Raw genomic sequence first — 23,441 nt, forward strand, 5'->3', positions numbered from 1 at the left:
TTACTCGCCTTTCGCCGCTTTGAACGCTTCAGCCATAGCGTTAGAGAAGTTGGTTTCGTCTGGTTTGTTGTTAACCACGGCGATTGCATCTTTCTCGTCTGCTTCGTCCTTAGCACGGACGGACAGGCTTACAACACGGTTCTTACGGTCAACACCAGTGAATTTAGCTTCAACTTCATCACCAACGTTCAGAACCAGAGTTGCGTCTTCAATACGGTCGCGAGAAGCTTCAGAAGCACGCAGGTAACCTTCTACGCCGCCTGCTAATTCAACTGTAGCACCTTTAGCGTCAACTGCAGTGACTTTACCAGTAACAATAGTACCTTTCTTGTTTACAGACAGGTAGTTATTGAACGGGTCTTCTGCCAGTTGCTTCACGCCAAGGGAGATGCGCTCACGCTCTGCATCAACTTGCAGAACAACAGCTGCGATTTCGTCGCCTTTTTTGTATTCACGTACTGCTTCTTCGCCTGCAACGTTCCAGGAGATGTCAGACAGGTGAACCAGGCCGTCGATGCCGCCATCCAGACCGATGAAGATACCGAAGTCAGTGATTGACTTGATTTTGCCTTCAACGCGGTCGTTCTTGTTGTGAGTTTCTGCAAACTGCTGCCATGGGTTAGCTTTACACTGCTTCAGACCCAGGGAGATACGACGACGTTCTTCGTCGATGTCCAGAACCATAACTTCCACTACGTCACCAACGTTAACAACTTTGGATGGGTGGATGTTTTTGTTGGTCCAGTCCATTTCGGACACGTGAACCAGACCTTCAACGCCTTCTTCGATTTCTACGAAGCAGCCGTAATCAGTCAGGTTGGTTACACGACCAGTCAGCTTGGTGCTTTCTGGGTAACGTTTAGCGATAGCAACCCATGGATCTTCGCCCAGCTGTTTCAAGCCCAGGGAAACACGAGTACGCTCACGGTCGAATTTCAGAACTTTAACAGTGATTTCGTCGCCAACATTCACGATCTCGCTTGGGTGCTTAACGCGCTTCCAAGCCATATCGGTGATGTGCAGCAGGCCGTCAACACCGCCCAGATCAACGAAGGCGCCGTAGTCAGTGAGGTTCTTAACGATACCTTTAACTTCCATGCCTTCCTGCAGGTTTTCCAGCAGTTGATCGCGCTCGGCGCTGTTCTCAGACTCAATCACTGCACGACGAGAAACAACAACGTTGTTGCGCTTCTGGTCCAGCTTGATGACTTTGAACTCAAGATCTTTGCCTTCGAGGTGCAGAGTGTCGCGAACAGGACGCACGTCAACCAGTGAACCTGGCAGGAACGCACGAATACCGTTCAGCTCTACGGTGAAACCGCCTTTAACTTTACCGTTGATAACACCGGTAACAGTTGCAGCTTCTTCGTAAGCTTTTTCCAGCATCAGCCATGCTTCATGACGCTTAGCTTTCTCACGGGACAGCAGAGTTTCACCGAAGCCGTCTTCAACAGCGTCAAGTGCAACGTCAACTTCGTCGCCTACCTGGATTTCCAGTTCGCCCTGTGCGTTTTTGAACTGCTCTGCTGGAATAGCAGACTCAGACTTCAGACCGGCGTCAACCAGTACGACGTCTTTGTCGATAGACACAACAACACCACGAACGATTGAACCCGGACGGGTTTCGATTGTTTTTAAGGATTCTTCAAAGAGTTGAGCAAAAGATTCAGTCATATTGATAATCTTTAGTTTCTTAAGTTTAACGTCCATCTGGCTTCATGCTGGATGGGGTTGTTTCAAATGCCCCACTACCGTCCTGGCGGCGAGGTTAAAAAAAACTGTAGCAAAAACTGGCACTACCTCCTAATTCTTTACAAAAAAGAGTGGAGTAGCACCAGATATTTGCAGGGATCACCGTTTTTGTTGCAGCGGCAATCCTAAAATTTCAGTGGCATAAGCCAACGCTTTCTCGATAACTGTATCGATGGACATACTGGTTGAATCCAGCATTAATGCATCTTGCGCAGGTATCAGAGGCGCTATAGGCCGATTACGGTCACGGTCATCCCGCTCTTTTATCTCGGCTAAAAGACGTTCAAAGTTAACACTAAAGCCCTTTTCCTGCAACTGTAGCATTCTTCTGTTTGCTCGTTCTTCCGGGCTGGCATCGAGAAAAATCTTCACAGGGGCTTCCGGAAACACCACAGTGCCCATGTCCCGGCCATCGGCAATCAGGCCAGGCTTCTCTTTAAAAGCGCGCTGTCTGCGAAGCAGGGCCTCGCGTACGCGCGGGAAAGCGGCGGCTTGTGATGCGGTATTGCCTACTGCTTCAGTGCGGATCTCATGAGTGACATCCTCACCTTCCAAAATGACATTGAGATGACCGTTGTTTGCTACAAAACGAACATCAAGATGCGCAGCCAGCGGCACCAGAGCCTCTTCCGAGACGATATCAACCTGGTGATGCAGCGCAGCCAGGGCTAAGACACGATAAATTGCACCGGAATCCAGCAAGTGCCATCCAAACGCCTCGGCGAGAGCCTTGCATAGAGTGCCCTTACCGGCACCGCTAGGCCCATCGACCGTTATCACTGGGGTTATAGACGAGGTCATAGCCGTCATTTCTCTCTCCTTTCGGTGGGGAAATCCCCTCATCATTAACCAACGGGGTTAATTCAGGTGCAGCATTATACGCTGCCTTTGGCCGAACTGTTAACCCACTTCAGCATGTTAAAGAAAATAAGCTACCGATCGCGGTAAAGCTAATCAACTTCACGGTGAAACAGACAGTAAACCTATGAGACAGAGATTATTTAAGCACAGCGACAGCAAGATTACGGTGAAAAAGAAAAAAACGGACACCCGTAATGTCCGTTTTGATCACGCGAGATATAAAACCTTAAGCCGGTGTGCTCAATGAAGCCAGGCGTTCAAAATAATCAGGGAAGGTCTTGGCGGTGCATTTCGGATCGAGAATGGTAACCGGGGTATCAGATAACGCCACCAGCGAGAAACACATCGCCATGCGGTGGTCATTATAGGTGCCAATTTCCGCAAAGGTCAGTGAAGTTGGCGGGACGATACTAATGTAATCTTCGCCCTCTTCCACCGTGGCGCCGACTTTACGCAGTTCGATCGCCATTGCCGCCAGACGATCGGTTTCCTTCACGCGCCAGTTATATATGTTGCGCAGCGTTGTAGGGCCCTGAGCAAACAGCGCCGCGGTAGCAATAGTCATGGCTGCATCGGGAATATGATTCATATCCATGTCGATGCCATGCAATTCACCGCGAGTACACTCGATATAATCTTCAGACCAGTTGACCGTCGCGCCCATTTTCTCCAGCACGTCGGCAAAACGAATATCGCCCTGCATGCTGTTTTTACCAATACCGGTTACGCGAACCGTGCCACCCTTGATAGCCGCAGCCGCCAGGAAATAAGAGGCGGAAGAGGCATCGCCCTCGACCAGGTAGTTACCCGGCGAAAGATAGCTCTGCCTGGCCTGCACGCGAAACTGCTGATAGTCTTCATTGACTACGACCACGCCAAAGCTTTTCATCAGATTCAGGGTAATATCGATATAAGGTTTTGAAACTAAATCACCCTTGATACGAATAATAGTGTCATTTTCCGCCAACGGTGCAGTCATCAGCAGCGCGGTCAGGAACTGGCTGGATACGCTGCCATCAACGCTGATTTCACCGCCTTTGAAGCCACCGCGCAGGCGCAATGGCGGGTAGTCTTCTTGCTCGAGGTAGTCGATCTGCGCACCACCGAGACGCAAAGCGTCAACGAGATGGCCGATTGGGCGCTCTTTCATGCGCGGCTCGCCGGTCAATACTACATCTTGTTGACCCAGGCATAACGCGGCCGCCAGCGGGCGCATTGCTGTTCCGGCATTGCCCAGAAACAGTTCCAGATTATCGGCTTTCGGGAAAATCCCGCCTAAACCGTCAATTTCGCAAAGGGTGCGGTCAGCCGACAGGCGATGCGTGACACCCAGAGCGGTCAGGGCGTTGAGCATATGGCGAACGTCGTCACTGTCCAGCAGATTGGTCAGTCGAGTCGTGCCTTTGGCAAAAGCGGCCAGTAAAAGTGCACGGTTCGAGACGCTTTTTGAACCGGGTAAATTAATTGTGCCGTTGACATGCGCAACAGGCTGAATAGTTAAAGCTTCCACAGGGTCCCCACAAATCGGAAAAGGTCTTCGTTAATCTTTCAAAAAACATAACCCCGGATCATTGACCGGGGTTATGTTTAATCACCAACATTTCTAATAATAAAAATGCAAATCAAACAGTTAGCTTTGCGCGGAATTAACCGTGACGTTTTTCAAAGTCATTCATAAACGCAGTCAACGCCTGAACGCCTTCCAGCGGCATGGCATTATAGATAGAGGCGCGCATTCCACCAACTACGCGGTGGCCCTTGAGGGCATGCAGACCGGCTGCCAGTGATTCTTTCAGGAATACTTCATCCAGAGCAGGATTTGCCAGCTGGAATGGAATATTCATGCGTGAACGGTTGGCGTCGGCTACCTGGTTGCGGTAGAAGTTGCTGCTATCGATAGTTTTGTACAGCAACTCAGCTTTCGCTTTGTTGCGTTTTTCGATTTCAGCAATGCCACCCTGCTCTTTCAGCCATTTAAATACCATACCAGACAGGTACCAGGCGAAAGTTGGCGGCGTGTTGAACATAGATTCGTTTTCGGCCAGCACGGTGTAGTCGAGAATTGACGGCAGCTCTTTGCGCGCCTTGCCAAGCAGGTCTTCACGCACGATAACCAACGTCAGGCCAGCAGGTCCGATGTTCTTTTGCGCGCCAGCGTAAATCACGCCAAAGCGGCTAACATCAATCTGGCTTGACAGAATGGTGGACGAGAAGTCGGCGATAACCACTTTGTCGCCAAAATCAGGCAGTTCATCAATCGCCAGACCATCGATAGTTTCGTTCGGGCAATAGTGAACATAGGCCGCGTCCTGGCTCAGTTTCCACTCGCTCATTGGCAGCAGGCCGCGCTTGTCACCGATAGTAGTAGTGATATCAATAACGTTCGGCGTGCAATATTTTTGCGCTTCTTTCACTGCGCTGTGTGCCCAATAACCGCCGTCGATGTAGTCTGCGGTAGATTTATCGCCCAGCAGGTTCATCGGGATTGCGGCGAACTGCGCGCGCGCACCACCGTGACAGAACAGGACTTTATAGTTCGAGGGGATATTCATCAGGTCACGAATATCCTTTTCGGACTCTTCGGCTACCTGGATAAACTCCTTGCTACGGTGACTGATTTCCATCACCGAGGTACCGAGGCCGTGCCAGTTGCAGAGTTCTTGTTCGGCACGACGTAACACTTCAGCCGGGATCATCGCCGGGCCTGAGCTAAAATTGTATACCTGAGTCATTTCCCCTCACCACTTCTTTTAGATAGCTACTTGAAAGCCAGTTGTGTCATTGATTGACAGCCACAATAACGCGATGGGCATTATCAACAACCAGTTAATCGGTTTTATCACTGGTCTCCACCTGCTGCAATTGTTATTCGCCACAGATTAATAATCAGTAATAAAATTCATGTCGCCAGCGCTGATATTCTTTTTTCTTAGCGGCACGAATACATGGAGCTGAAGCCAAAAAACCCGTATCATTGCGCGTTTTTAGAACGCACAAAAGTGAACTCAATGACGCAAACTTTTATCCCTGGCAAAGACGCGGCGCTGGAAGACTCCATCTCCCGTTTTCAGCAGAAACTTACCGATCTCGGCTTCAATATTGAAGAGGCCTCGTGGCTGAATCCGGTCCCACACGTCTGGTCCGTACACATTCGCGATCGCGATTGCCCGCTGTGCTTCACCAACGGCAAGGGAGCCAGTAAAAAAGCGGCATTGGCCTCGGCGCTTGGAGAATACTTCGAACGTCTGTCCACCAACTATTTCTTCGCCGATTTCTATCTGGGCAAAGAGATTGCCAACGGCGATTTCGTTCACTATCCGAATGAAAAATGGTTCCCAATCCCGGCAGATAACAGCCTGCCAGCGGGCATCCTCGATGAGCGCCTGCACGCGTTTTACGACGAAGAGAAAGAGCTAACCGGCGGCGATTTGATCGATCTGCAATCCGGCAATGCGGATCGTGGGATCTGCGCCCTGCCGTTTACGCGTCAGTCAGACCAGCAAACCGTTTATATCCCGATGAACATTATCGGCAACCTGTATGTTTCCAACGGCATGTCAGCGGGTAACACCGCCAACGAAGCGCGCGTTCAGGGCCTTTCCGAAGTTTTCGAACGTTACGTTAAAAATCGCATTATCGCCGAGTCAATCAGCCTGCCAGAAATTCCGGCCGACGTGCTGGCGCGCTATCCAGGCGTGGTGGAAGCCATTGCCAAGCTGGAAGAAGAAGGTTTCCCAATCCTTTCTTATGATGCTTCTCTGGGTGGCAACTATCCGGTGATTTGCGTTGTACTCTTCAATCCGGCCAACGGTACCTGTTTCGCCTCTTTTGGTGCTCACCCAGACTTTGGCGTGGCGCTTGAGCGCACCGTGACCGAGCTGCTGCAGGGTCGTAGCCTGAAAGATCTGGACGTGTTTACTGCGCCAACCTTCGACGACGAAGAAGTTGCCGAGCACGCTAACCTGGAAACTCACTTTATCGATTCAAGCGGCCTTATCTGTTGGGATCTGTTCAAGCAGGACGCTGACTTCGAGTTTGCAGACTGGAGCTTCAGCGGCAGCACCGAAGAAGAGTTCGCGACTCTGATGGCTATTTTCGATAAGGAAGACGCCGAAGTTTATATCGCCGATTACGAGCATCTTGACGTTTACGCGTGCCGTATTATCGTTCCGGGCATGTCCGATATTTACCCGGCGGAAGACCTGCTGCTGGCCAATAACAGCATGGGCGCCCACCTGCGCGAGCAAATTCTGGCCTTGCCAGACACTGAATTTGCCCCGGAAGAGTATCTGGAAATGATCACTCAGCTGGATGACGAAGGTCTGGACGACTTCACCCGCGTCCGCGAACTGCTGGGCATCGCCAGCGGCAAGGATAACGGCTGGTCTACGCTGCGCGTCGGCGAACTGAAATCAATGCTGGCGCTGGCCGGTGGTGATATGGATCAGGCTCTGACCTGGGCCGAGTGGGCACACGAGTTCAATTCCTCCGTGTACAGCGACGAGCGCAATAACTATTACCGTTGCCTGCAAACTCTGCTGCAACTGGCGCTGGAGCCAGAGCGCGAAGCCTCTCAGTACTATGGCGCATTCGTTAAAATGTACGGTCAGGAAGCCGTTGAGCGTGCCTCTGCGGCTATTAGCGGCGAAGAGCGTTTCCACGGTTTGTTTGCCGTTGATGCAGATCTTAAAGCCTTGCCTGCTCATCAGGGGCTGCTGGCAGCCTATGAAAAATTGCAGGCGGCCAAACGTCGTCACTGGTCAAAAGCATAATTAGCGCCGCTTAGGATTTGTATTTACTAAAAAACCGGTGGGAAACTGCCGGTTTTTTTATTCTCGCTTTCCCTGTTAAATAACCTTTTTGATTCAATCCTTTATGGCAGAAGGAAATAAAGGCATTTTATCTGGTTTGACTCTCCTGATATTCCAGAGTTAAATAGCGGAAAATTAAATTTAACATTGGATATATTTCACCAAGATAGACTTTTTAATTGTTAAATAACGCTATTTTTTATTTTCATAATTTCCACACCGCTCCAACATTACTTCATAAATATCAACGGACAGCCCGTTGGGAATGGCAAGCTGGTAAACTTTTAATATAAATCTTAAAAAATATTTTTACGTTACTTATCAAATAATTAATCGCTTATTGACCCTTTCGCCTTTTTATCTTTTTGCTTGTTAACCCCTCTCATGATCCAAATCAATAACTCAACTAAACTATCTTGCTAGTCTCTGTCTTGCAGTACATAACCCCGATAAGAGAGTTAATGTGAACGCTGACAACCCTTTCAATTTATTATTACCAGCAGCAACGGCTAAAGTCGCTGAAGATGCAGGTGTGTATAAAGCTACTAAACAACCTATAAAAACTTTCTTCCTGGCGATTACTGCCGGCGTATTTATTTCAATCGCCTTCGTTTTTTATATCACCTCGACAACTGGCACTTCGACCATTCCTTTCGGACTGGCAAAGCTGGTGGGGGGTATTTGTTTCTCTTTGGGGCTAATGCTGGTGGTGGTTTGCGGTGCAGACTTGTTTACCTCCACCGTGCTAACCGTTATTGCCAAAGCCAGCGGTCGAATTACATGGGGACAGCTGGCGCGTAACTGGGCCAACGTCTATATCGGCAATCTGGTGGGTGCTCTGTTTTTTGTGGCGCTGATTTGGCTTTCCGGCATGGCGATGACTGATAACGGCCAATGGGGATTGAATGTCCTGCAAACTGCCGATCACAAAATGCATCACACTTTTGTCGAGGCTGTTTGTCTTGGGATCCTGGCCAATCTGATGGTTTGTCTGGCGGTCTGGATGAGTTACTCCGGGCGAAGCCTGATGGACAAAATGTTCGCCATGATTCTGCCGGTTGCTATGTTTGTTGCCTGCGGCTTCGAGCACAGCATTGCCAACATGTTCATGATCCCACTCGGGATTGTTATCAAAAATTTCGCTGCTCCCGAGTTTTGGCAAGCCGTTGGCAGTGCGCCGGAAAAGTTTGCCGACCTGAATATTTTACAATTTGTCACTGCCAATCTGGTCCCGGTGACGATGGGTAACATCATCGGTGGCGGCTTGCTGGTGGGTCTAACCTATTGGGTTATTTATCTGCGCGATGGGCAAGCTCAGCAACATTAACGCTGCCGGTCGTGAAATTTAGATTTTGGGAAATTAAATTAGAGGTAGGTGCAACATGTCTAAGCTCAATGAGAAATTGACCACTGCATGGCAGAATTTTAGCGCTGGCGAGTGGCAGACTGAAGTCAACGTACGTGACTTTATTCAGAAAAACTACTCCCCTTACGAGGGCGATGAATCATTTTTGGCAGGCGCCACTGCGGCGACGACGACTCTGTGGGACAGCGTGATGGTAGGCATCAAGCAGGAAAACGCGACTAAAGCGCCTGTTGATTTCGATACCGACCTTGCCTCGACAATCACCTCGCACGATGCCGGTTATATCAATAAATCGCTGGAAACCATTGTTGGTTTGCAGACCGATGCGCCATTAAAACGCGCCATTATTCCTTTCGGCGGCATCAAAATGGTTGAGGGTTCGTGTCAGGTTTATGGCCGTGAACTCGACCCGCAGCTGAAAAAAACCTTTACTGAATATCGCAAAACGCATAATCAGGGCGTATTTGATGTTTACACCAAAGACATCCTGAACTGCCGTAAATCTGGCGTTTTGACCGGTTTACCTGATGCCTATGGCCGTGGCCGTATTATCGGTGACTATCGCCGCGTCGCGCTTTACGGCATCGACTACTTGATGGCCGACAAATACGCGCAATTCCAATCCCTGCAATCACGACTGGAAAACGGCGAAGATTTGTCGATGACCATTCAGCTGCGCGAAGAAATCTCTGAACAGCATCGTGCGCTGGGCCAAATCAAACAAATGGCGGCCAAATACGGTTTCGACATTTCGGGCCCAGCAAGCACTGCTCAAGAAGCCGTGCAGTGGACATACTTCGGCTATCTGGCGGCGGTGAAATCACAAAACGGTGCAGCAATGTCATTCGGTCGCGTATCGACCTTCCTCGACATATTCATCGAACGCGATATCAAAGCCGGCAAACTGAATGAAAAACAAGCACAGGAATTAATTGACCATCTGGTAATGAAACTGCGCATGGTGCGTTTCCTGCGTACTCCAGAATACGACGAGTTGTTCTCGGGTGACCCAATCTGGGCGACAGAATCTATCGCCGGTATGGGCGTCGATGGCCGCACGCTGGTGACTAAAAACAGCTTCCGCTTCCTGAACACTCTATACACTATGGGGCCTTCCCCAGAGCCAAACATGACCATTTTGTGGTCAGAAAAGCTGCCGGTAAACTTCAAGAAATACGCGGCTAAAGTCTCCATCGATACTTCATCCATTCAGTATGAAAATGACGATCTGATGCGTCCGGACTTTAACAATGATGATTACGCCATTGCCTGCTGCGTGAGCCCGATGATTGTCGGCAAACAGATGCAATTCTTCGGCGCGCGAGCCAACCTGGCAAAAACCATGCTCTACGCCATCAATGGCGGTGTTGACGAGAAGATGAAAATCCAGGTTGGCCCTAAAGAAGCGCCAATGATGGATGAAGTGCTGGACTACGATAAAGTGATGGAACGTATGGATCACTTTATGGATTGGCTGGCCAAACAGTATGTAACTGCGTTGAATGTCATTCACTTTATGCACGACAAATACAGCTACGAAGCTTCACTGATGGCGCTGCACGATCGCGATGTTTATCGCACTATGGCTTGCGGTATAGCCGGTTTATCAGTAGCTGCCGACTCACTGTCTGCGATTAAATACGCCAAAGTCAGCACTATCCGTGATGAAGATGGCCTGGCCGTTGATTTCAAAATCGAAGGCGAATATCCACAGTTCGGTAACAACGATGCGCGGGTTGACGATATTGCCTGCGACCTGGTCGAACGTTTCATGAAGAAAATTCAGAAACTGCCAACCTATCGCGACGCGGTGGCTACCCAGTCAGTGCTTACCATCACCTCAAACGTGGTGTACGGTAAGAAAACAGGTAACACTCCAGACGGTCGCCGTGCCGGTGCACCATTTGGACCAGGCGCCAACCCGATGCATGGCCGTGACCAGAAAGGCGCCGTTGCCTCTCTGACCTCAGTGGCTAAACTGCCGTTTGCCTACGCCAAAGACGGTATTTCATATACTTTCTCCATCGTGCCAAACGCGCTGGGCAAAGACGATAACGTACGCAAAGCCAACCTTGCTGGACTGATGGACGGTTACTTCCATCATGAAGACGCCATCGAGGGCGGCCAGCACCTTAACGTCAACGTGATGAACCGCGAGATGCTGCTTGAAGCGATGGAAGATCCTGAAAAATATCCACAGCTGACCATCCGCGTTTCCGGCTATGCCGTGCGCTTTAACTCGCTGACCAAAGAGCAGCAGCAGGACGTTATTACCCGAACCTTTACTAAATCCATGTAACCAGTATTAAAGTTAATCGTCATTACTATCAAGGCTCTACTCCGGTAGGGCCTTTTGCCAGCTGCTTTTTCAAGACTCCACGAGAAGGAGTCCTGGGACTATGGAGAACACCTGCAATGTCAATCCAAGGTCGCATTCACTCATATGAATCCTGCGGTACCGTTGACGGTCCCGGCATACGTTATATCGTGTTCTTTCAGGGCTGTCTGATGCGTTGTATGTACTGCCACAATCGCGACACCTGGGATCTGCACGGTGGCAAAGAGGTCAGCGTCGAAGATCTGATGAAAGAGATCGTGACCTATCGTCATTATATGAAAGCGTCGGGAGGCGGCGTTACCGCTTCAGGCGGAGAGGCTGTCTTGCAGGCCGAATTTGTGCGCGACTGGTTTCGCGCCTGTCAGGCAGAAGGCATTACAACCTGTTTAGACACCAACGGTTTTGTGCGTCGTTACGATCCGGTAATCGATGAACTGATCGATGCCACCGACCTGGTAATGCTTGACCTGAAACAGCTCAATGATGATATCCACGAAAAACTGGTCGGCGTATCCAACCACCGCACGCTGGATTTCGCCCGCTATCTGGCCGAACGCAACAAACGCACCTGGATCCGTTACGTAGTTGTGCCCGGTTGGTCAGATGATGAACACTCGGTCCACATGCTCGGCGAATTCACCAAAGATATGGCAAATATCGAAAAAATCGAGCTGCTGCCCTATCACGAGCTTGGCAAGCATAAATGGATAGCGATGGGCGAAGAGTACGGCCTTGAGGGCGTTAACCCGCCGAGCAAAGAGATCATGGATAAGGTGAAAGGGATCTTGGAAAGCTATGGCCACACAGTAATGTATTAATAAATCAGTAAATTAAGTATGGTCGAGTCTTTAGCTTTTGGCAGATACCCAAAGTAATTGGAGCTGCAACAAGGCGGCAAGCGAGACGAATCCCCGGGAGTTTACATCACTAAGTGACTGGGGCGAGCGAGCGTAGCCAACACAGTTGCGGTTACAGATACCCAAAGTAATTGGAGCTGCAACAAGGCGGCAAGCGAGACGAATCCCCGGGAGCTTACATCAGTAAGTGACTGGGGTGAGCGAGCGTAGCCAACACAGTTGCAGATTCAAGTACGAAGGGTAAACACAGTTGCGGTTGCAGATACCCAAAGTAATTGGAGCTGCAACAAGGCGGCAAGCGAGACGAATCCCCGGGAGCTTACATGAGTAAGTGACTGGGGTGAGCGAGCGTAGCTAATACAGTTTCGGCTTCAAGTACGAAGGGTATCTTTATCAGGCAGTGGCAACAGGTGTAGATTGTTGATCCGCTTTGCGCAATAACATTACCAGATAAACCAGCGCCACGGCGGCGATCATCACAAACAACACCCGGTCAGAGTACTTCTGCATCAGCATCGCGGTCATTGATGGCCCCGCCAGACTGCCAATGGTGTAGCTCATCAGCAATGTCTGGTTCATCGCCACCAACTCGTCCGAGCTAACCTTTTCACAGGCCCAGGACATTGCTACCGGATACAGCGTAAAGCCGGCACAGCCCAGCACAAACAGAGCCGGTGCCATTGCATAACCTGCAAGCATTGCGATACTGCCGAGAATAATCACGAACACTTGCACACGCAGCACCATCAAACGACCATAGCGGTCGGCAAGTCGCCCTACCGGCCATTGGCCGATAATCCCGGAGCTGACCAATAACGCCATCCAGTAACCCACATCTGCATCGCTCAAACCACGGTGCGCCAGAAACAGCGGCATCAAGCCGTAAAGCGAACCCAGCACAATACCGGAAATTACGCAGCCATTGATTCCAAGCCGTGCACTACGCCGTTTGAACATCGGCCACACTGAAAGAGTTGGCAATTCGCTGTCTTGATTAGCAATGTGCGCAAATAACAGCGGCAGCATAGCGATAACAATCAGCCCTGTGACCCACGGAATAACGCTAAACAATTCGGTGGAGACTTTACCGAGGAGCAACTGGCCCATAACAGTGCCGATATAATAAACAATCATGTAAGCAGCCAACAGCTGCCCACGGTTTTTCACCGTTCCGCTACGCAGCAACGCACTCTCAACCACCACCCAAATCAGCGCACAGCCGATACCGGCCATAAAACGCCAACTGACCCATCCCATAAAGCTCATTGAGAGTGTCAATCCTGCGGTCGCAACGGCAAACAAGATGCAAGAAAGTTGGTAGCTGAGATTAAAGCCAAAGCGCTTGATGATTCGACCTGCAATCAATGTCCCTACTAAATTACCGGCGTAATAAGAAGAGCTTACCAGCCCCACTTTCCAGGTAGGCAGGGTTTCGTGCGTCAACCATAAAGGGACGAGGGTGCTCAAAACCGCAATTGATACGGTCAACAGCAAAAGGCCGCAGAGCAGCAACAGCACCGGGCGAGAATACGCAGACATAGGGATTGAGCGACCAGAAATGCAAGGAAATTGCGCGCATCATGCCACTGGCAATAAAAAAGTCAATCTGGCGAAATCGAGCCGCCGCACAATCTGTATTTCGATGATTTAAATAACTAATCAATCGTCTGAATGAAGAAAATCACGGCTCGACCGAAGATTTTCTATCAAGATGATTATTAAGGAATTTATTTTAAATTTGGATGGGAAAACTTGAAAAAACAGCTTTAAAACAAGACGTTCGATTAAAAAATATCGCCGATGGTTATAAACCCCAAAAGGGTACAAAAAAGGCCGAACGCCTTAACGTTCGACCTTGATGATTATTGAGAAATTAAGCGACTGATGAGACCATCGCTCTTATTTCCAAATAATTACCTGCTTAACCAATAACTTCCTGACCACGCAAGTATGGGCGCAGAACTTCTGGCACCACGATACTGCCGTCAGCCTGCTGGTAGTTTTCCAGCACCGCAACCAGAGTACGGCCTACCGCTAAACCAGAACCGTTCAAAGTATGAACCAGGCGAGGCTTCTTCTCGTTTTTTGCACGGCAGCGAGCCTGCATACGACGAGCCTGGAAATCCCACATATTTGAACAGGAAGAAATTTCACGATAGGTGTTTTGCGCTGGCAACCACACTTCCAGATCGTAAGTTTTGCAAGAGCCAGCACCCATATCACCGGTACAAAGCAGCATTTTACGGTATGGCAAGTTCAGCAACTGCAGCACTTTCTCGGCGTGACCTGTCAGTTCTTCCAACGCCTGCATGGAATCTTCCGGGCGGACAACCTGGACCATCTCGACTTTGTCGAACTGATGCATACGGATCAGGCCACGGGTGTCACGGCCGTAAGAACCGGCTTCTGAGCGGAAACAAGGGGTATGCGCGGTCATTTTCAGCGGCAGAGATTCTTCTTCAAGAATTTCGTCACGCACTAGGTTGGTCAAAGGGACTTCGGCAGTTGGGATCAGTGCATAGTTGCTGCTGCCCGCTTCTTCGCCCAATGGCTTGGTATGGAACAGATCTTCACCAAATTTCGGCAACTGACCGGTACCAAACAGTGAATCCTGGTTAACCAGATAAGGCACTGCTGTTTCGATATAGCCGTGCTGCTCAGTGTGCAGATCGAGCATGAACTGTGAGAGCGCGCGATGCATGCGGGCAACTTGCCCCTGCATAACCACGAAGCGTGCGCCGGTCAGCTTGACGCCGGCAGCAAAATCAAGGCCACCGGCCAGTTCGCCCAGAGAAACGTGGTCGCGCACTTCGAAATCGAACTGACGCGGTTCGCCCCAACGGCTAACTTCCTGGTTTTCGCTATCGTCTTTACCGACAGGAACGCAATCATCAGGCAAGTTCGGAAGCGCCTGAGTGATTTTATTCATTTCGTCCAGCAGCGTTTCCAATTCAGCCTTGGCTGCGCTCAGCTTGTCACCCAGCTCGTTAACTTCCTGACGCAGGGCATCGATGTCTTCACCGCGAGCTTTGGCCGCACCGATCGATTTAGATCGTGCATTCCTTTCAGCCTGAAGATTTTCCGTTTCTACTTGCAGTACTTTGCGACGTTCTTCTTGAGCGCGCAATGTTTCTACATCGAGTTTAAAACCTCTGCGAGCGAGTTTTTCTGCAACTGCGTCTAGCTCATTACGCAGCAGATTGGGATCGAGCATGCTAATCCTGTCGTGTTGAATTAAATAAATTTTGATGACACACGCAGCCTGAAACGGCAGCATGTCAAAGAGTTATCAGTGGTAACCTTACCGCAAGAGCAAATTTATCGGTAGCGTTTTGTCGGGCTATTTTGATCTTGTTCAGTCAACCACGCCAGCTTTTCACCGATTTTACCTTCCATACCCCGTGCGGTCGGATAATAGTACTGCGTTTTTGCCATTTCAGGGGGAAAATAGTTCTCTCCCGCCGCATAGGCGTTGGGTTCGTCATGGGCGTAGCGATATTCTGCACCCAGCCCCATTTCTTTCATTAGCTTGGTTGGCGCATTGCGTAAATGCTCAGGCACGTCGTAATCGGCTTGCTCTTTGGCATCGCGCATCGCAGCTTTGAAAGCTGTGTAAACAGCGTTGCTTTTGGGCGCACAGGCCAGATAAACGATGGCCTGGGCAATTGCTCTCTCGCCTTCTGCTGGCCCAACGCGGGTAAAACAGTCCCAAGCCGCTATGGCAATTTGCATCGCGCGCGGATCGGCATTGCCCACGTCTTCGGATGCAATGGCCAGCAAACGCCTTGCAACATACAGCGGATCGCCACCGGCGGTAATAATCCGTGCATACCAGTAAAGCGCCGCATCTGGAGCAGAACCACGTACTGATTTGTGCAGCGCAGATATCAAGTCGTAATAGCGATCGCCTTTATTATCAAAGCGTGCGCTGCGTTCGCCGGAGATTTCATTGAGCAGCTCAGTAGTCAGCACTCGGACTCCCTGCTCATCAGTCTCCGCCATATCTGCCATCATTTCGATGCTATTCAATGCACGACGGGCGTCGCCGTTGACCAACTCGGCCAACATGCGCCGAGTCTGCGGAGAAATACGGATATTTTGACCGGCATAACCGCGATCGGCGTTGTTCATCGCCTGATCGATGACTTTCTCGATGTCGTCCGCCGTTAATCCCTTGAGCAGATAAACGCGGGCTCGGGATAGCAGCGCCGAGTTCAGCTCAAAACTTGGATTTTCGGTAGTTGCGCCGATAAAAGTAATGGTGCCGTCTTCAATGTGCGGCAGAAAAGCATCCTGCTGGCTTTTGTTGAAGCGGTGTACTTCATCGACAAACAGAATCGTGCGTCGACCGGCATTGCGATTCTGACGGGCACGCTCAATGGCTTCGCGGATTTCTTTAATTCCGGAAGTCACCGCGGATATGCGTTCGACATCGGCATCGGCATAACGGCCAATGAGCTCTGCCAATGTTGTTTTTCCCGTTCCCGGTGGTCCCCACAGGATCATGGAGTGCAGTTGCCCCGCCTCGATAGCGCGAGGCAAAGGCTTACCCGGAGCCAACAGATGCTGCTGGCCGATGTATTCAGCTAACGTCACTGGCCGCATTCTGGCAGCCAGTGGCTGAAACTCATTGTGGGAAAAATCGAGTGACAGATTGCTCACTAAGTCCTCACTGACGTTGATCGTCTAGCGTCACGCCTTTAGGCGGAGTGAATTTGAATTTAGCATCATCAACGGAGGCATTCTGCTCGCCTTTAAGGGCGTAGGCGCTGCGTTGGCCGTCTTGCTCAACGGCAGTGAAGCTTTTGATGGTGCCGCTTGAGGTTACAGTAATCGCAAACTGCTTGAGATTGCCGGTTGCTGATTTAGGCGTCAGGTTAAAATCATCGCCTTTCTGGGTAACGTTATATTTGGCCCAGTCGCTGCTGTCGTTGCGGGTAATCAGCATAAATGGTGTGTTACCCGTTGCGTTTTTCAGCCAGGTTGCCGTCACTTGCTCAACAAATGGATTGTAGAACCACAGCGTTTTGCCGTCAGACACCAGAATGCTTTCATCCGGCGACGTCATGTGCCAGTTAAACAAGTTAGGACGCTTCACCCACAGCTGCCCTTCGCCTTGCTGAACGTTGGAACCGTCGTCGCCGGTTACTGTTTGCGTAAAGCTGGCATGGAAAGTGTTCAGCTTACCGAGACGGCTCTTTAAATCGCTGCTGGCATCCGCCAATACAGATCCTGAAATAAACGCGGTCAATAAACAGCCTACAGCTAATAATTTTTTCATTGTTATTGTTACCTCAAAATCCATTGCGAACAGACGACCTCTCCCAACAATTGGGGGAATAAGCGGGAAAACAACCCCAGAGCTAAACTTTAGCTGAACCTATTGGCTCACCGATAGCTCAATCGTCTGAGAATTAACGCTTTTACGATTCTTTGCAAACGCGACTAACAGGCGGGTCGACGCTGCAAAACGGAACGGCAGAATTGCCAAGGGCCGCATTTGCGGCCCTTGTTCTACCCCCTCAACTCTCGTGAGGCGGTGGTGCAAGTACTTCGCGGTTGCCGTTGTGACCCGGCGTGCTCACGATAGACTGTGCCTCCATTTGTTCAACGATACGTGCCGCACGGTTATAGCCAATGCGGAACTGGCGCTGAACGCCGGAAATTGATGCACGACGTTTCTCAACCACAAACTCTACGGCCTGATCGAATAACGGATCCAGCTCTTCACCCTCTTCAAGACCTGAACTGCCGCCTTCGCCCTCTTCACCGCCCTTGATAATGCTGTCGATATACTGAGGGCGGCCGCGCGCTTTCCAATCCTGAACGACAGCGTGAACTTCCTGATCGCGCACAAAAGCTCCGTGAACGCGGATCGGAATCGAGGAGTTAGGCGCCATATAAAGCATGTCACCCATTCCCAGCAAGGACTCCGCGCCGCCCTGATCGAGGATAGTTCTCGAATCAATCTTGCTCGAAACAGTAAAGGCAATACGGGTCGGAATGTTAGCCTTGATCAAGCCTGTAATGACGTCTACCGAAGGACGCTGAGTTGCCAGCACCAGGTGAATACCTGCTGCACGCGCCTTTTGTGCCAGGCGGGCAATCAGTTCTTCAACTTTTTTACCGACAGTCATCATCAGGTCGGCAAATTCATCCACCAGCACCACGATAAACGGCTCTTTACCCAGCTTCCTCGGCTCATGGCCCATGCTGTCGCTCGGTTTCCAGAATGGGTCCGGGATTGGCCAGCCCATATCTTCCGCTTCCTTGATTTTCTCGTTGTAACCGGCAAGGTTACGCACGCCAAGGGCAGACATCAGCTTATAGCGACGTTCCATCTCACCGACACACCAGCGCAACGCATTGGCGGCGTCTTTCATGTCGGTAACAACTTCAGTCAACAGATGCGGAATACCTTCATATACTGACAGTTCAAGCATTTTCGGGTCGATCATGATAAAGCGCACGTCTTCCGGCGTAGCCTTATACAACATGCTCAGGATCATGGCATTAACGCCGACTGATTTACCCGAACCGGTAGTACCCGCGACCAGCAAGTGAGGCATTTTTGCCAAATCTGCCACCACGGGTTGACCGGAGATATCTTTACCCAGCACTACGGTAAGTGGAGAAGGATCGTTTTTGAACTGAGGACAGTCGAGCACTTCCCGCAGATAAACTGTCTGGCGCTTTTTATTCGGCAGCTCAAGGCCGACATAAGGCTTGCCAGGAATGACCTCGACGATACGCACCGCTACAGTGGACAGCGATCGCGCCAGGTCGCGTGACAGATTGGAAATGCGGGCAGCTTTAACACCCGGCGCCAGATCCAGTTCAAAACGCGTAATTACCGGCCCCGGAAGCTTGTCTACCACTTCGGCCTTGATACGGTAATCGTTCAGCCGAGCTTCAATCAGCTGCGCCGTTTGCTCGAGGGCAAACATGTCAACTGGCTCTTCCGTTGCAGGTGCCGAAGTCAGGAGATCCAGACTTGGCAACGGCGTAGTTGGCCTATTGACCGGCATTTCGTTACGCATCAGCGCCGGATGGATCAGGCTATCCATTGGTGATTTCACGGGCTCGGGCTGCGTCTGCGATTCAGCGGCATACTGCTGAGGCTCGGCAGCATACTGCGGCTCGTTAACAGGGGCCGATGGCGCGTGTTGGCTGTAAGCTGCGGGTTGTTTTGACTCTTCAACCTGTGGTGAAAGCGTAAACAACGGTTCAACAGGCGTATCATCAATCAAATCGGCCATCGGAGAGAAATTGAAGGCGTCATGAGTGCTGATATTCTGGCCAGACAACGACTGAGCATCCTGCGGCAACTGATGGGCAGGCGCAGATTGCTGATAATGCGTTTCCTGATACGGCTGGGATTCCTCCGCCTCGACGGGTTGATAACGCGCCTGCTCACGGGCGGCAAACTGCTGGCGCAGCTGTGCCTGAAGCAACGCATCCTCATCGTCTTCTACCGGCTCTGCCTGTTCAACCGTTTCACCATAGCGCTGGTTTTGCTGATCAACCCATGCCTGCCTTAATGCAGCCTGTTGCAGTGCTTCCTCGTCTTCGGCAGAGTCACTTTCGATCTGATGCTGAGACTGGGTCTCACGTGCCAGACGAGCCGCCTCTTGCTCTTGTTGCTCGGCAATACGCTGAGAAGGTAGCTTGATGCCATAAGACGCCAGCTCGCGGCGGGTAGGCAGCTTCACAGGGTTGGGGCGCGGCAATTCTGGGCCAAAGCCTTTCTTGATTTGCGGATTTTCATCACTCACGGCGCTGAAAGCCGGCATAAAGGTATTGCCTGCTTCGGCAGCAGCTGATTTACCGGCCTGAGCCAGACCCGTTGCCAACGCGGCGGTTGCCGCAACGCTGCTGACTTCTGGCGCAGCGCTAAAATCGAACGGTGAACGATCGTGATGTTGAGGTTCAGTTACCTGATTCCAGTCGCCCAGCTGTGGCTCATCGTAACGACGAGTCTGCGCAGAAGCTGCTGGCTGAACCGTGCGGGGCGCAGGGGTTTCTTGCGGAACTTCAAAACTATAAAGCGGCGGCGTTGCTGGCTGTATTGGCGCAGCGGCTGGCGCAACAGGCTGAGCCGCTGTTTGCGCATCAACATGTCCCTGAGACAACGGATTCACCGGTGCAACAGATTCGCCTGCGGCAGGCATTTCAGGGTGAACTTCGGCAACAGCCGATGTTTGTGCCTGGGCTTTATCGTGGATAGAAGAGGCAGAAAACAGGACGTCGTCATCCTCGTCGGCCATTGCCGCTGCTGAAACTATTGCTGTCGCCGCCGTTGCCAGCCGAGCAGGGTCTGCTGGACTATGCTCGCTCTTTTGCTCTTCATGATGCTTGTCATTGAGCAATGTATCGTCGTGTTCTTCACGCTCGTCATACTCGTAGTCGTAATCATCATCACGTCGCGAACGGTTGGTCATAAAGGTGGTAGCACCCAAAATCGTACCACCAATCTTTTCAGCGATAGTGAGCCATGACCAACCGGTGAACAGGGTCAAACCTGCCGCCCAGACACAAAGCAGGAGCAGCGTTGCGCCAATGTTGTTGAACCATGGGGTCATCGCCGTGCCCAGAAGACTGCCTATCACGCCGCCAGAAGCGAAGTAATAAAGGTCGTCAATATTGAGCGACGCCAGTCCACACGAGGTGAGGATGAGCGCCAGCGTCCCTATCAAACGCAGCGACAGGGTGAAATAGTCAATGTAATCCTGATTGTCTCGCTGACGGAAAGAGGCCCAGCAAAGGCAAAGCATGATTGGAGGAATGGCATATCCCAACACACCAAAGATGAAGAATATTGTATCGGCCATCCAGGCCCCGACGCCGCCACCCAAATTATGGATAGGACCATGCCAAGAGGTTTGTGACCAGCTTGGATCGGACGGATTGAAACTAAGCAGTGCTGCCATCAAATAAATGGCGAAAACGGCTACCACAACCAGCACGGCCTCCAGAATACGGCGGCCACCGCTGAGTTTTTTCAAGGTAACGTCTTTATCTTCTGTATATTCCTGGCTCAAGAAAGGCTCTCCAGGTTCCTGTGAACTGAAATAGCGCTAGCGCCGGGAATGAAGCCCGGCGCCAAGGCTGTATGAATACACAGGAGTGTAGCTAAATAAATTAGGTTTTGCACCTGTACCTTTTACTTACCGGGTTTTAATTACCAGGCGGTTAGTCTGTTTCACTTCTTCCATTACCACATAGGTACGAGTGTCGTTAACACCCGGTAAACGAAGAAGCGTTTCGCCCAGCAGTTTACGGTAAGCAGACATATCAGGTACACGGGTTTTCAACAAGTAGTCGAAGTCCCCGGAAACCAAGTGACACTCCTGAATATCTTCTAGTTTTTGTACTGCCGCATTGAATTGCTCAAACACGTCCGGTGCGCCACGGTTGAGGGTAATCTCAACAAACACCAGCAATGAAGCATCCAGATAATGAGGATTAAGCAAAGCAGTGTAGCCATGAATGAAATTCTGGCGTTCAAGACGACGAACGCGTTCCAGACATGGTGTAGGTGACAAACCTACACGTTTGGAAAGCTCGACGTTAGAGATCCGGCCATCCTTTTGCAGCTCATTAAGAATGTTACGGTCAATACGGTCGAGATCTTTTCCCGGACGTTTCTTGTTATCTACCATTATTATTATCTCTCTGATGTCCTTCCCTGCACTTGCCATACCCTAACCAACTTCAATGTATAAGGGTGTATCCTAAGCGAAGACCTGTTTTTTTTAGGTTGTAGCGACCCACTTTAAGACGTCTTGCCCCTGTCAGAAGAAAACGAATTTTTTTTAGTGAAGCCGAAAAAGAAATAACGCTAAGTAACTAATTAGGCATAATAAAACCTAAATTGCTGATTGTCTGTGTCTTAAAAATGAACAATGCGAACCAGGAACGGGTAAAGCGGTAGCACATTGTGTAAATTTGAGGCACCTACAGGCGTATAATTTCTTCTTACCTAGATGTTTTCGCAAATGCACAGCGGATTGTCAAAGTAAAAGAAGCAAAATCAGAAGAACATTCCAGATTGAAATCCGTGAACGTCCTTTTTCGCTGTCTTTTCGGATTGAACAATAACAAAAGCAGATGACAAACTCAGACAGGAATCATTTTTACCCGTGATTTCAGGCAAAAACTATCAGACAAATCGCTAACAACATCTGAGTATGCTTTTTTTACGCGGCCTTTTTCCCTACAATCCCTACCATGACGTAGTTTGCATCACGGAGATGAATTCCTTATGGGTACAGTTAAACATAGTAAATTGTTGATTTTAGGTTCTGGCCCTGCGGGTTATACCGCTGCAGTCTATGCTGCCCGCGCCAACCTTAAGCCGGTTTTAATCACCGGTATCGAGAAAGGCGGTCAGCTGACCACCACGACTGAAGTTGAAAACTGGCCGGGAGATCCGGAAGGTTTAACCGGTCCTGGCCTGATGGATCGTATGCACGAGCACGCGGTTAAATTTAATACTGAAATCGTTTTTGATCATATTAATCGCGTTGACCTGCAAACCCGCCCGTTCCGCCTGTTTGGTGATAGCGAAGAATACACCTGTGACGCATTGATTATCGCCACCGGCGCATCTGCACGTTATTTGGGTCTGCCTTCAGAAGAGGCGTTCAAAGGCCGTGGCGTTTCAGCCTGCGCAACCTGTGACGGTTTCTTTTACCGCAATCAGAAAGTGGCTGTGGTCGGCGGCGGTAACACAGCAGTGGAAGAAGCGCTTTATCTGGCCAACATCGCCTCTGAAGTCCATCTGATCCACCGTCGTGAGAACTTCCGTGCCGAAAAAATCTTGATTGACCGCCTGAACGAGAAAGCGGCCAGCGGCAAAATCGTATTGCACACCAACAAAACTCTCGATGAAGTTCTGGGTGATGAAATGGGCGTAACCGGTGCCAACCTGCGTGACATCAACAACGATGAGCTGAACAAGCTGGACGTTGCGGGCATGTTTATCGCCATCGGACATAGCCCGAACACCGGCATTTTCGAGGGTCAACTGGCCCTGGAAAATGGCTATATCAAGGTGCAGTCCGGTATTCAGGGTAATGCAACCCAGACCAGCATTCCGGGCGTGTTTGCCGCCGGCGACGTTATGGACCACGTATATCGTCAGGCAATCACCTCTGCCGGAACGGGCTGTATGGCAGCACTGGATGCAGAACGTTATCTTGACGGACTGGCTGAAGCTAATTTCAAGTAATGTTACACAGCAGCAGTCAATGTTAACCATTTGATCTGCTAAAGATAAAGGCGACCTTCGGGTCGCCTTTTTTGTTTGTATTATACGCAGTTATTTGTAACAGTCGGAGTGTTCATCGCGGAAAAGACCCTGTAGAATATGCGGGCTTTCCGCCTGACATGGCAACAACTGACAATTGCATCCTCAGCGGTGCTTTTTCGGCTTATGCGTTCTGCATTCGGCT

The 23,441-nt window shown here is 50.4% G+C and carries 15 protein-coding genes; 5 read left to right on the top strand and 10 right to left on the bottom strand.

The features are described from left to right. The 4 genes from rpsA to serC form a co-directional block, all read right to left on the bottom strand. Window positions 1-1,674: a 30S ribosomal protein S1 gene (rpsA, locus tag SPM24T3_RS10050; protein WP_009636639.1), complete on the bottom strand. Its 1,674-nt coding sequence runs from the start codon at window positions 1,672-1,674 to the stop codon at window positions 1-3. Window positions 1,675-1,851: 177 nt separating this feature from the next. Then, the gene (gene cmk, locus SPM24T3_RS10055; protein ID WP_037378180.1) at window positions 1,852-2,553 is read right to left on the bottom strand and encodes a (d)CMP kinase; all 702 of its coding nucleotides are present in this window, start codon (window positions 2,551-2,553) and stop codon (window positions 1,852-1,854) included. Window positions 2,554-2,839: 286 nt separating this feature from the next. Next, entirely contained in the window at window positions 2,840-4,123 is a 1,284-nt protein-coding gene (aroA, locus tag SPM24T3_RS10060) for a 3-phosphoshikimate 1-carboxyvinyltransferase (RefSeq protein ID WP_009636641.1), read from the bottom strand. A gap of 136 nt (window positions 4,124-4,259) precedes the next feature. After that, on the bottom strand, window positions 4,260-5,345 hold the full coding sequence (serC, locus tag SPM24T3_RS10065; protein ID WP_009636642.1) for a 3-phosphoserine/phosphohydroxythreonine transaminase: 1,086 nt from the start codon (window positions 5,343-5,345) through the stop codon (window positions 4,260-4,262). Window positions 5,346-5,621: 276 nt separating this feature from the next. Here serC and ycaO point away from each other — a divergent pair, with 276 nt between their 5' ends. The 4 genes from ycaO (at window position 5,622) to pflA (ending at window position 11,946) form a co-directional block, all read left to right on the top strand. Then, window positions 5,622-7,385 (top strand): 30S ribosomal protein S12 methylthiotransferase accessory factor YcaO, encoded by a 1,764-nt coding sequence (ycaO, locus tag SPM24T3_RS10070; protein ID WP_009636643.1) that lies wholly within the window; start codon window positions 5,622-5,624, stop codon window positions 7,383-7,385. A gap of 502 nt (window positions 7,386-7,887) precedes the next feature. Beyond that, entirely contained in the window at window positions 7,888-8,751 is an 864-nt protein-coding gene (gene focA, locus SPM24T3_RS10075; RefSeq protein WP_009636644.1) for a formate transporter FocA, read from the top strand. Between the two features lie 55 nt (window positions 8,752-8,806). Further along, window positions 8,807-11,089: a formate C-acetyltransferase gene (gene pflB, locus SPM24T3_RS10080; RefSeq protein ID WP_009636645.1), complete on the top strand. Its 2,283-nt coding sequence runs from the start codon at window positions 8,807-8,809 to the stop codon at window positions 11,087-11,089. 116 nt (window positions 11,090-11,205) lie between these two features. Continuing rightward, window positions 11,206-11,946, top strand: a complete 741-nt coding sequence (pflA, locus tag SPM24T3_RS10085) for a pyruvate formate lyase 1-activating protein (protein ID WP_009636646.1) — start codon at window positions 11,206-11,208, stop codon at window positions 11,944-11,946. Window positions 11,947-12,378: 432 nt separating this feature from the next. On the opposite strand, the gene SPM24T3_RS10090 is transcribed toward pflA, so the two are convergent. The 6 genes from SPM24T3_RS10090 to lrp all read right to left on the bottom strand — a co-directional run bounded on the left by SPM24T3_RS10090 (window position 12,379) and on the right by lrp (window position 21,647). Further along, a complete protein-coding gene (locus SPM24T3_RS10090; protein WP_009636647.1) occupies window positions 12,379-13,524 on the bottom strand; it encodes an MFS transporter in 1,146 nt (381 codons plus the stop codon). 382 nt (window positions 13,525-13,906) lie between these two features. Next, on the bottom strand, window positions 13,907-15,199 hold the full coding sequence (gene serS, locus SPM24T3_RS10095; protein WP_009636648.1) for a serine--tRNA ligase: 1,293 nt from the start codon (window positions 15,197-15,199) through the stop codon (window positions 13,907-13,909). 104 nt (window positions 15,200-15,303) lie between these two features. Then, window positions 15,304-16,647 (bottom strand): replication-associated recombination protein A, encoded by a 1,344-nt coding sequence (locus SPM24T3_RS10100; RefSeq protein ID WP_009636649.1) that lies wholly within the window; start codon window positions 16,645-16,647, stop codon window positions 15,304-15,306. Window positions 16,648-16,654: 7 nt separating this feature from the next. After that, on the bottom strand, window positions 16,655-17,266 hold the full coding sequence (gene lolA, locus SPM24T3_RS10105) for an outer membrane lipoprotein chaperone LolA (protein ID WP_009636650.1): 612 nt from the start codon (window positions 17,264-17,266) through the stop codon (window positions 16,655-16,657). 241 nt (window positions 17,267-17,507) lie between these two features. Continuing rightward, window positions 17,508-21,026 carry a DNA translocase FtsK 4TM domain-containing protein gene (locus SPM24T3_RS10110; RefSeq protein WP_009636651.1) on the bottom strand — a complete coding sequence of 1,173 codons (3,519 nt, stop codon included), beginning with the start codon at window positions 21,024-21,026 and terminating at the stop codon, window positions 17,508-17,510. A 126-nt stretch (window positions 21,027-21,152) separates the two neighbouring features. Then, the gene (lrp, locus tag SPM24T3_RS10115) at window positions 21,153-21,647 is read right to left on the bottom strand and encodes a leucine-responsive transcriptional regulator Lrp (RefSeq protein WP_009636652.1); all 495 of its coding nucleotides are present in this window, start codon (window positions 21,645-21,647) and stop codon (window positions 21,153-21,155) included. A gap of 602 nt (window positions 21,648-22,249) precedes the next feature. Here lrp and trxB point away from each other — a divergent pair. Further along, window positions 22,250-23,218 carry a thioredoxin-disulfide reductase gene (gene trxB / locus SPM24T3_RS10120; protein ID WP_009636653.1) on the top strand — a complete coding sequence of 323 codons (969 nt, stop codon included), beginning with the start codon at window positions 22,250-22,252 and terminating at the stop codon, window positions 23,216-23,218. Window positions 23,219-23,441: the final 223 nt, after the last annotated feature.

The organism is Serratia sp. M24T3 (assembly GCF_000257645.1).
Lineage (GTDB): Bacteria > Pseudomonadota > Gammaproteobacteria > Enterobacterales > Enterobacteriaceae > Rouxiella.

Coding starts and splice junctions, on each gene's coding strand:
- rpsA (WP_009636639.1), bottom strand. CDS start 1,674: ATGACTGAATCTTTTGCTCAACTCTTTGAAGAATCCTTAAAAACAATC.
- cmk (WP_037378180.1), bottom strand. CDS start 2,553: ATGACCTCGTCTATAACCCCAGTGATAACGGTCGATGGGCCTAGCGGT.
- serC (WP_009636642.1), bottom strand. CDS start 5,345: ATGACTCAGGTATACAATTTTAGCTCAGGCCCGGCGATGATCCCGGCT.
- ycaO (WP_009636643.1), top strand. CDS start 5,622: ATGACGCAAACTTTTATCCCTGGCAAAGACGCGGCGCTGGAAGACTCC.
- pflB (WP_009636645.1), top strand. CDS start 8,807: ATGTCTAAGCTCAATGAGAAATTGACCACTGCATGGCAGAATTTTAGC.
- pflA (WP_009636646.1), top strand. CDS start 11,206: ATGTCAATCCAAGGTCGCATTCACTCATATGAATCCTGCGGTACCGTT.
- SPM24T3_RS10090 (WP_009636647.1), bottom strand. CDS start 13,524: ATGTCTGCGTATTCTCGCCCGGTGCTGTTGCTGCTCTGCGGCCTTTTG.
- serS (WP_009636648.1), bottom strand. CDS start 15,199: ATGCTCGATCCCAATCTGCTGCGTAATGAGCTAGACGCAGTTGCAGAA.
- lolA (WP_009636650.1), bottom strand. CDS start 17,266: ATGAAAAAATTATTAGCTGTAGGCTGTTTATTGACCGCGTTTATTTCA.
- lrp (WP_009636652.1), bottom strand. CDS start 21,647: ATGGTAGATAACAAGAAACGTCCGGGAAAAGATCTCGACCGTATTGAC.
- trxB (WP_009636653.1), top strand. CDS start 22,250: ATGGGTACAGTTAAACATAGTAAATTGTTGATTTTAGGTTCTGGCCCT.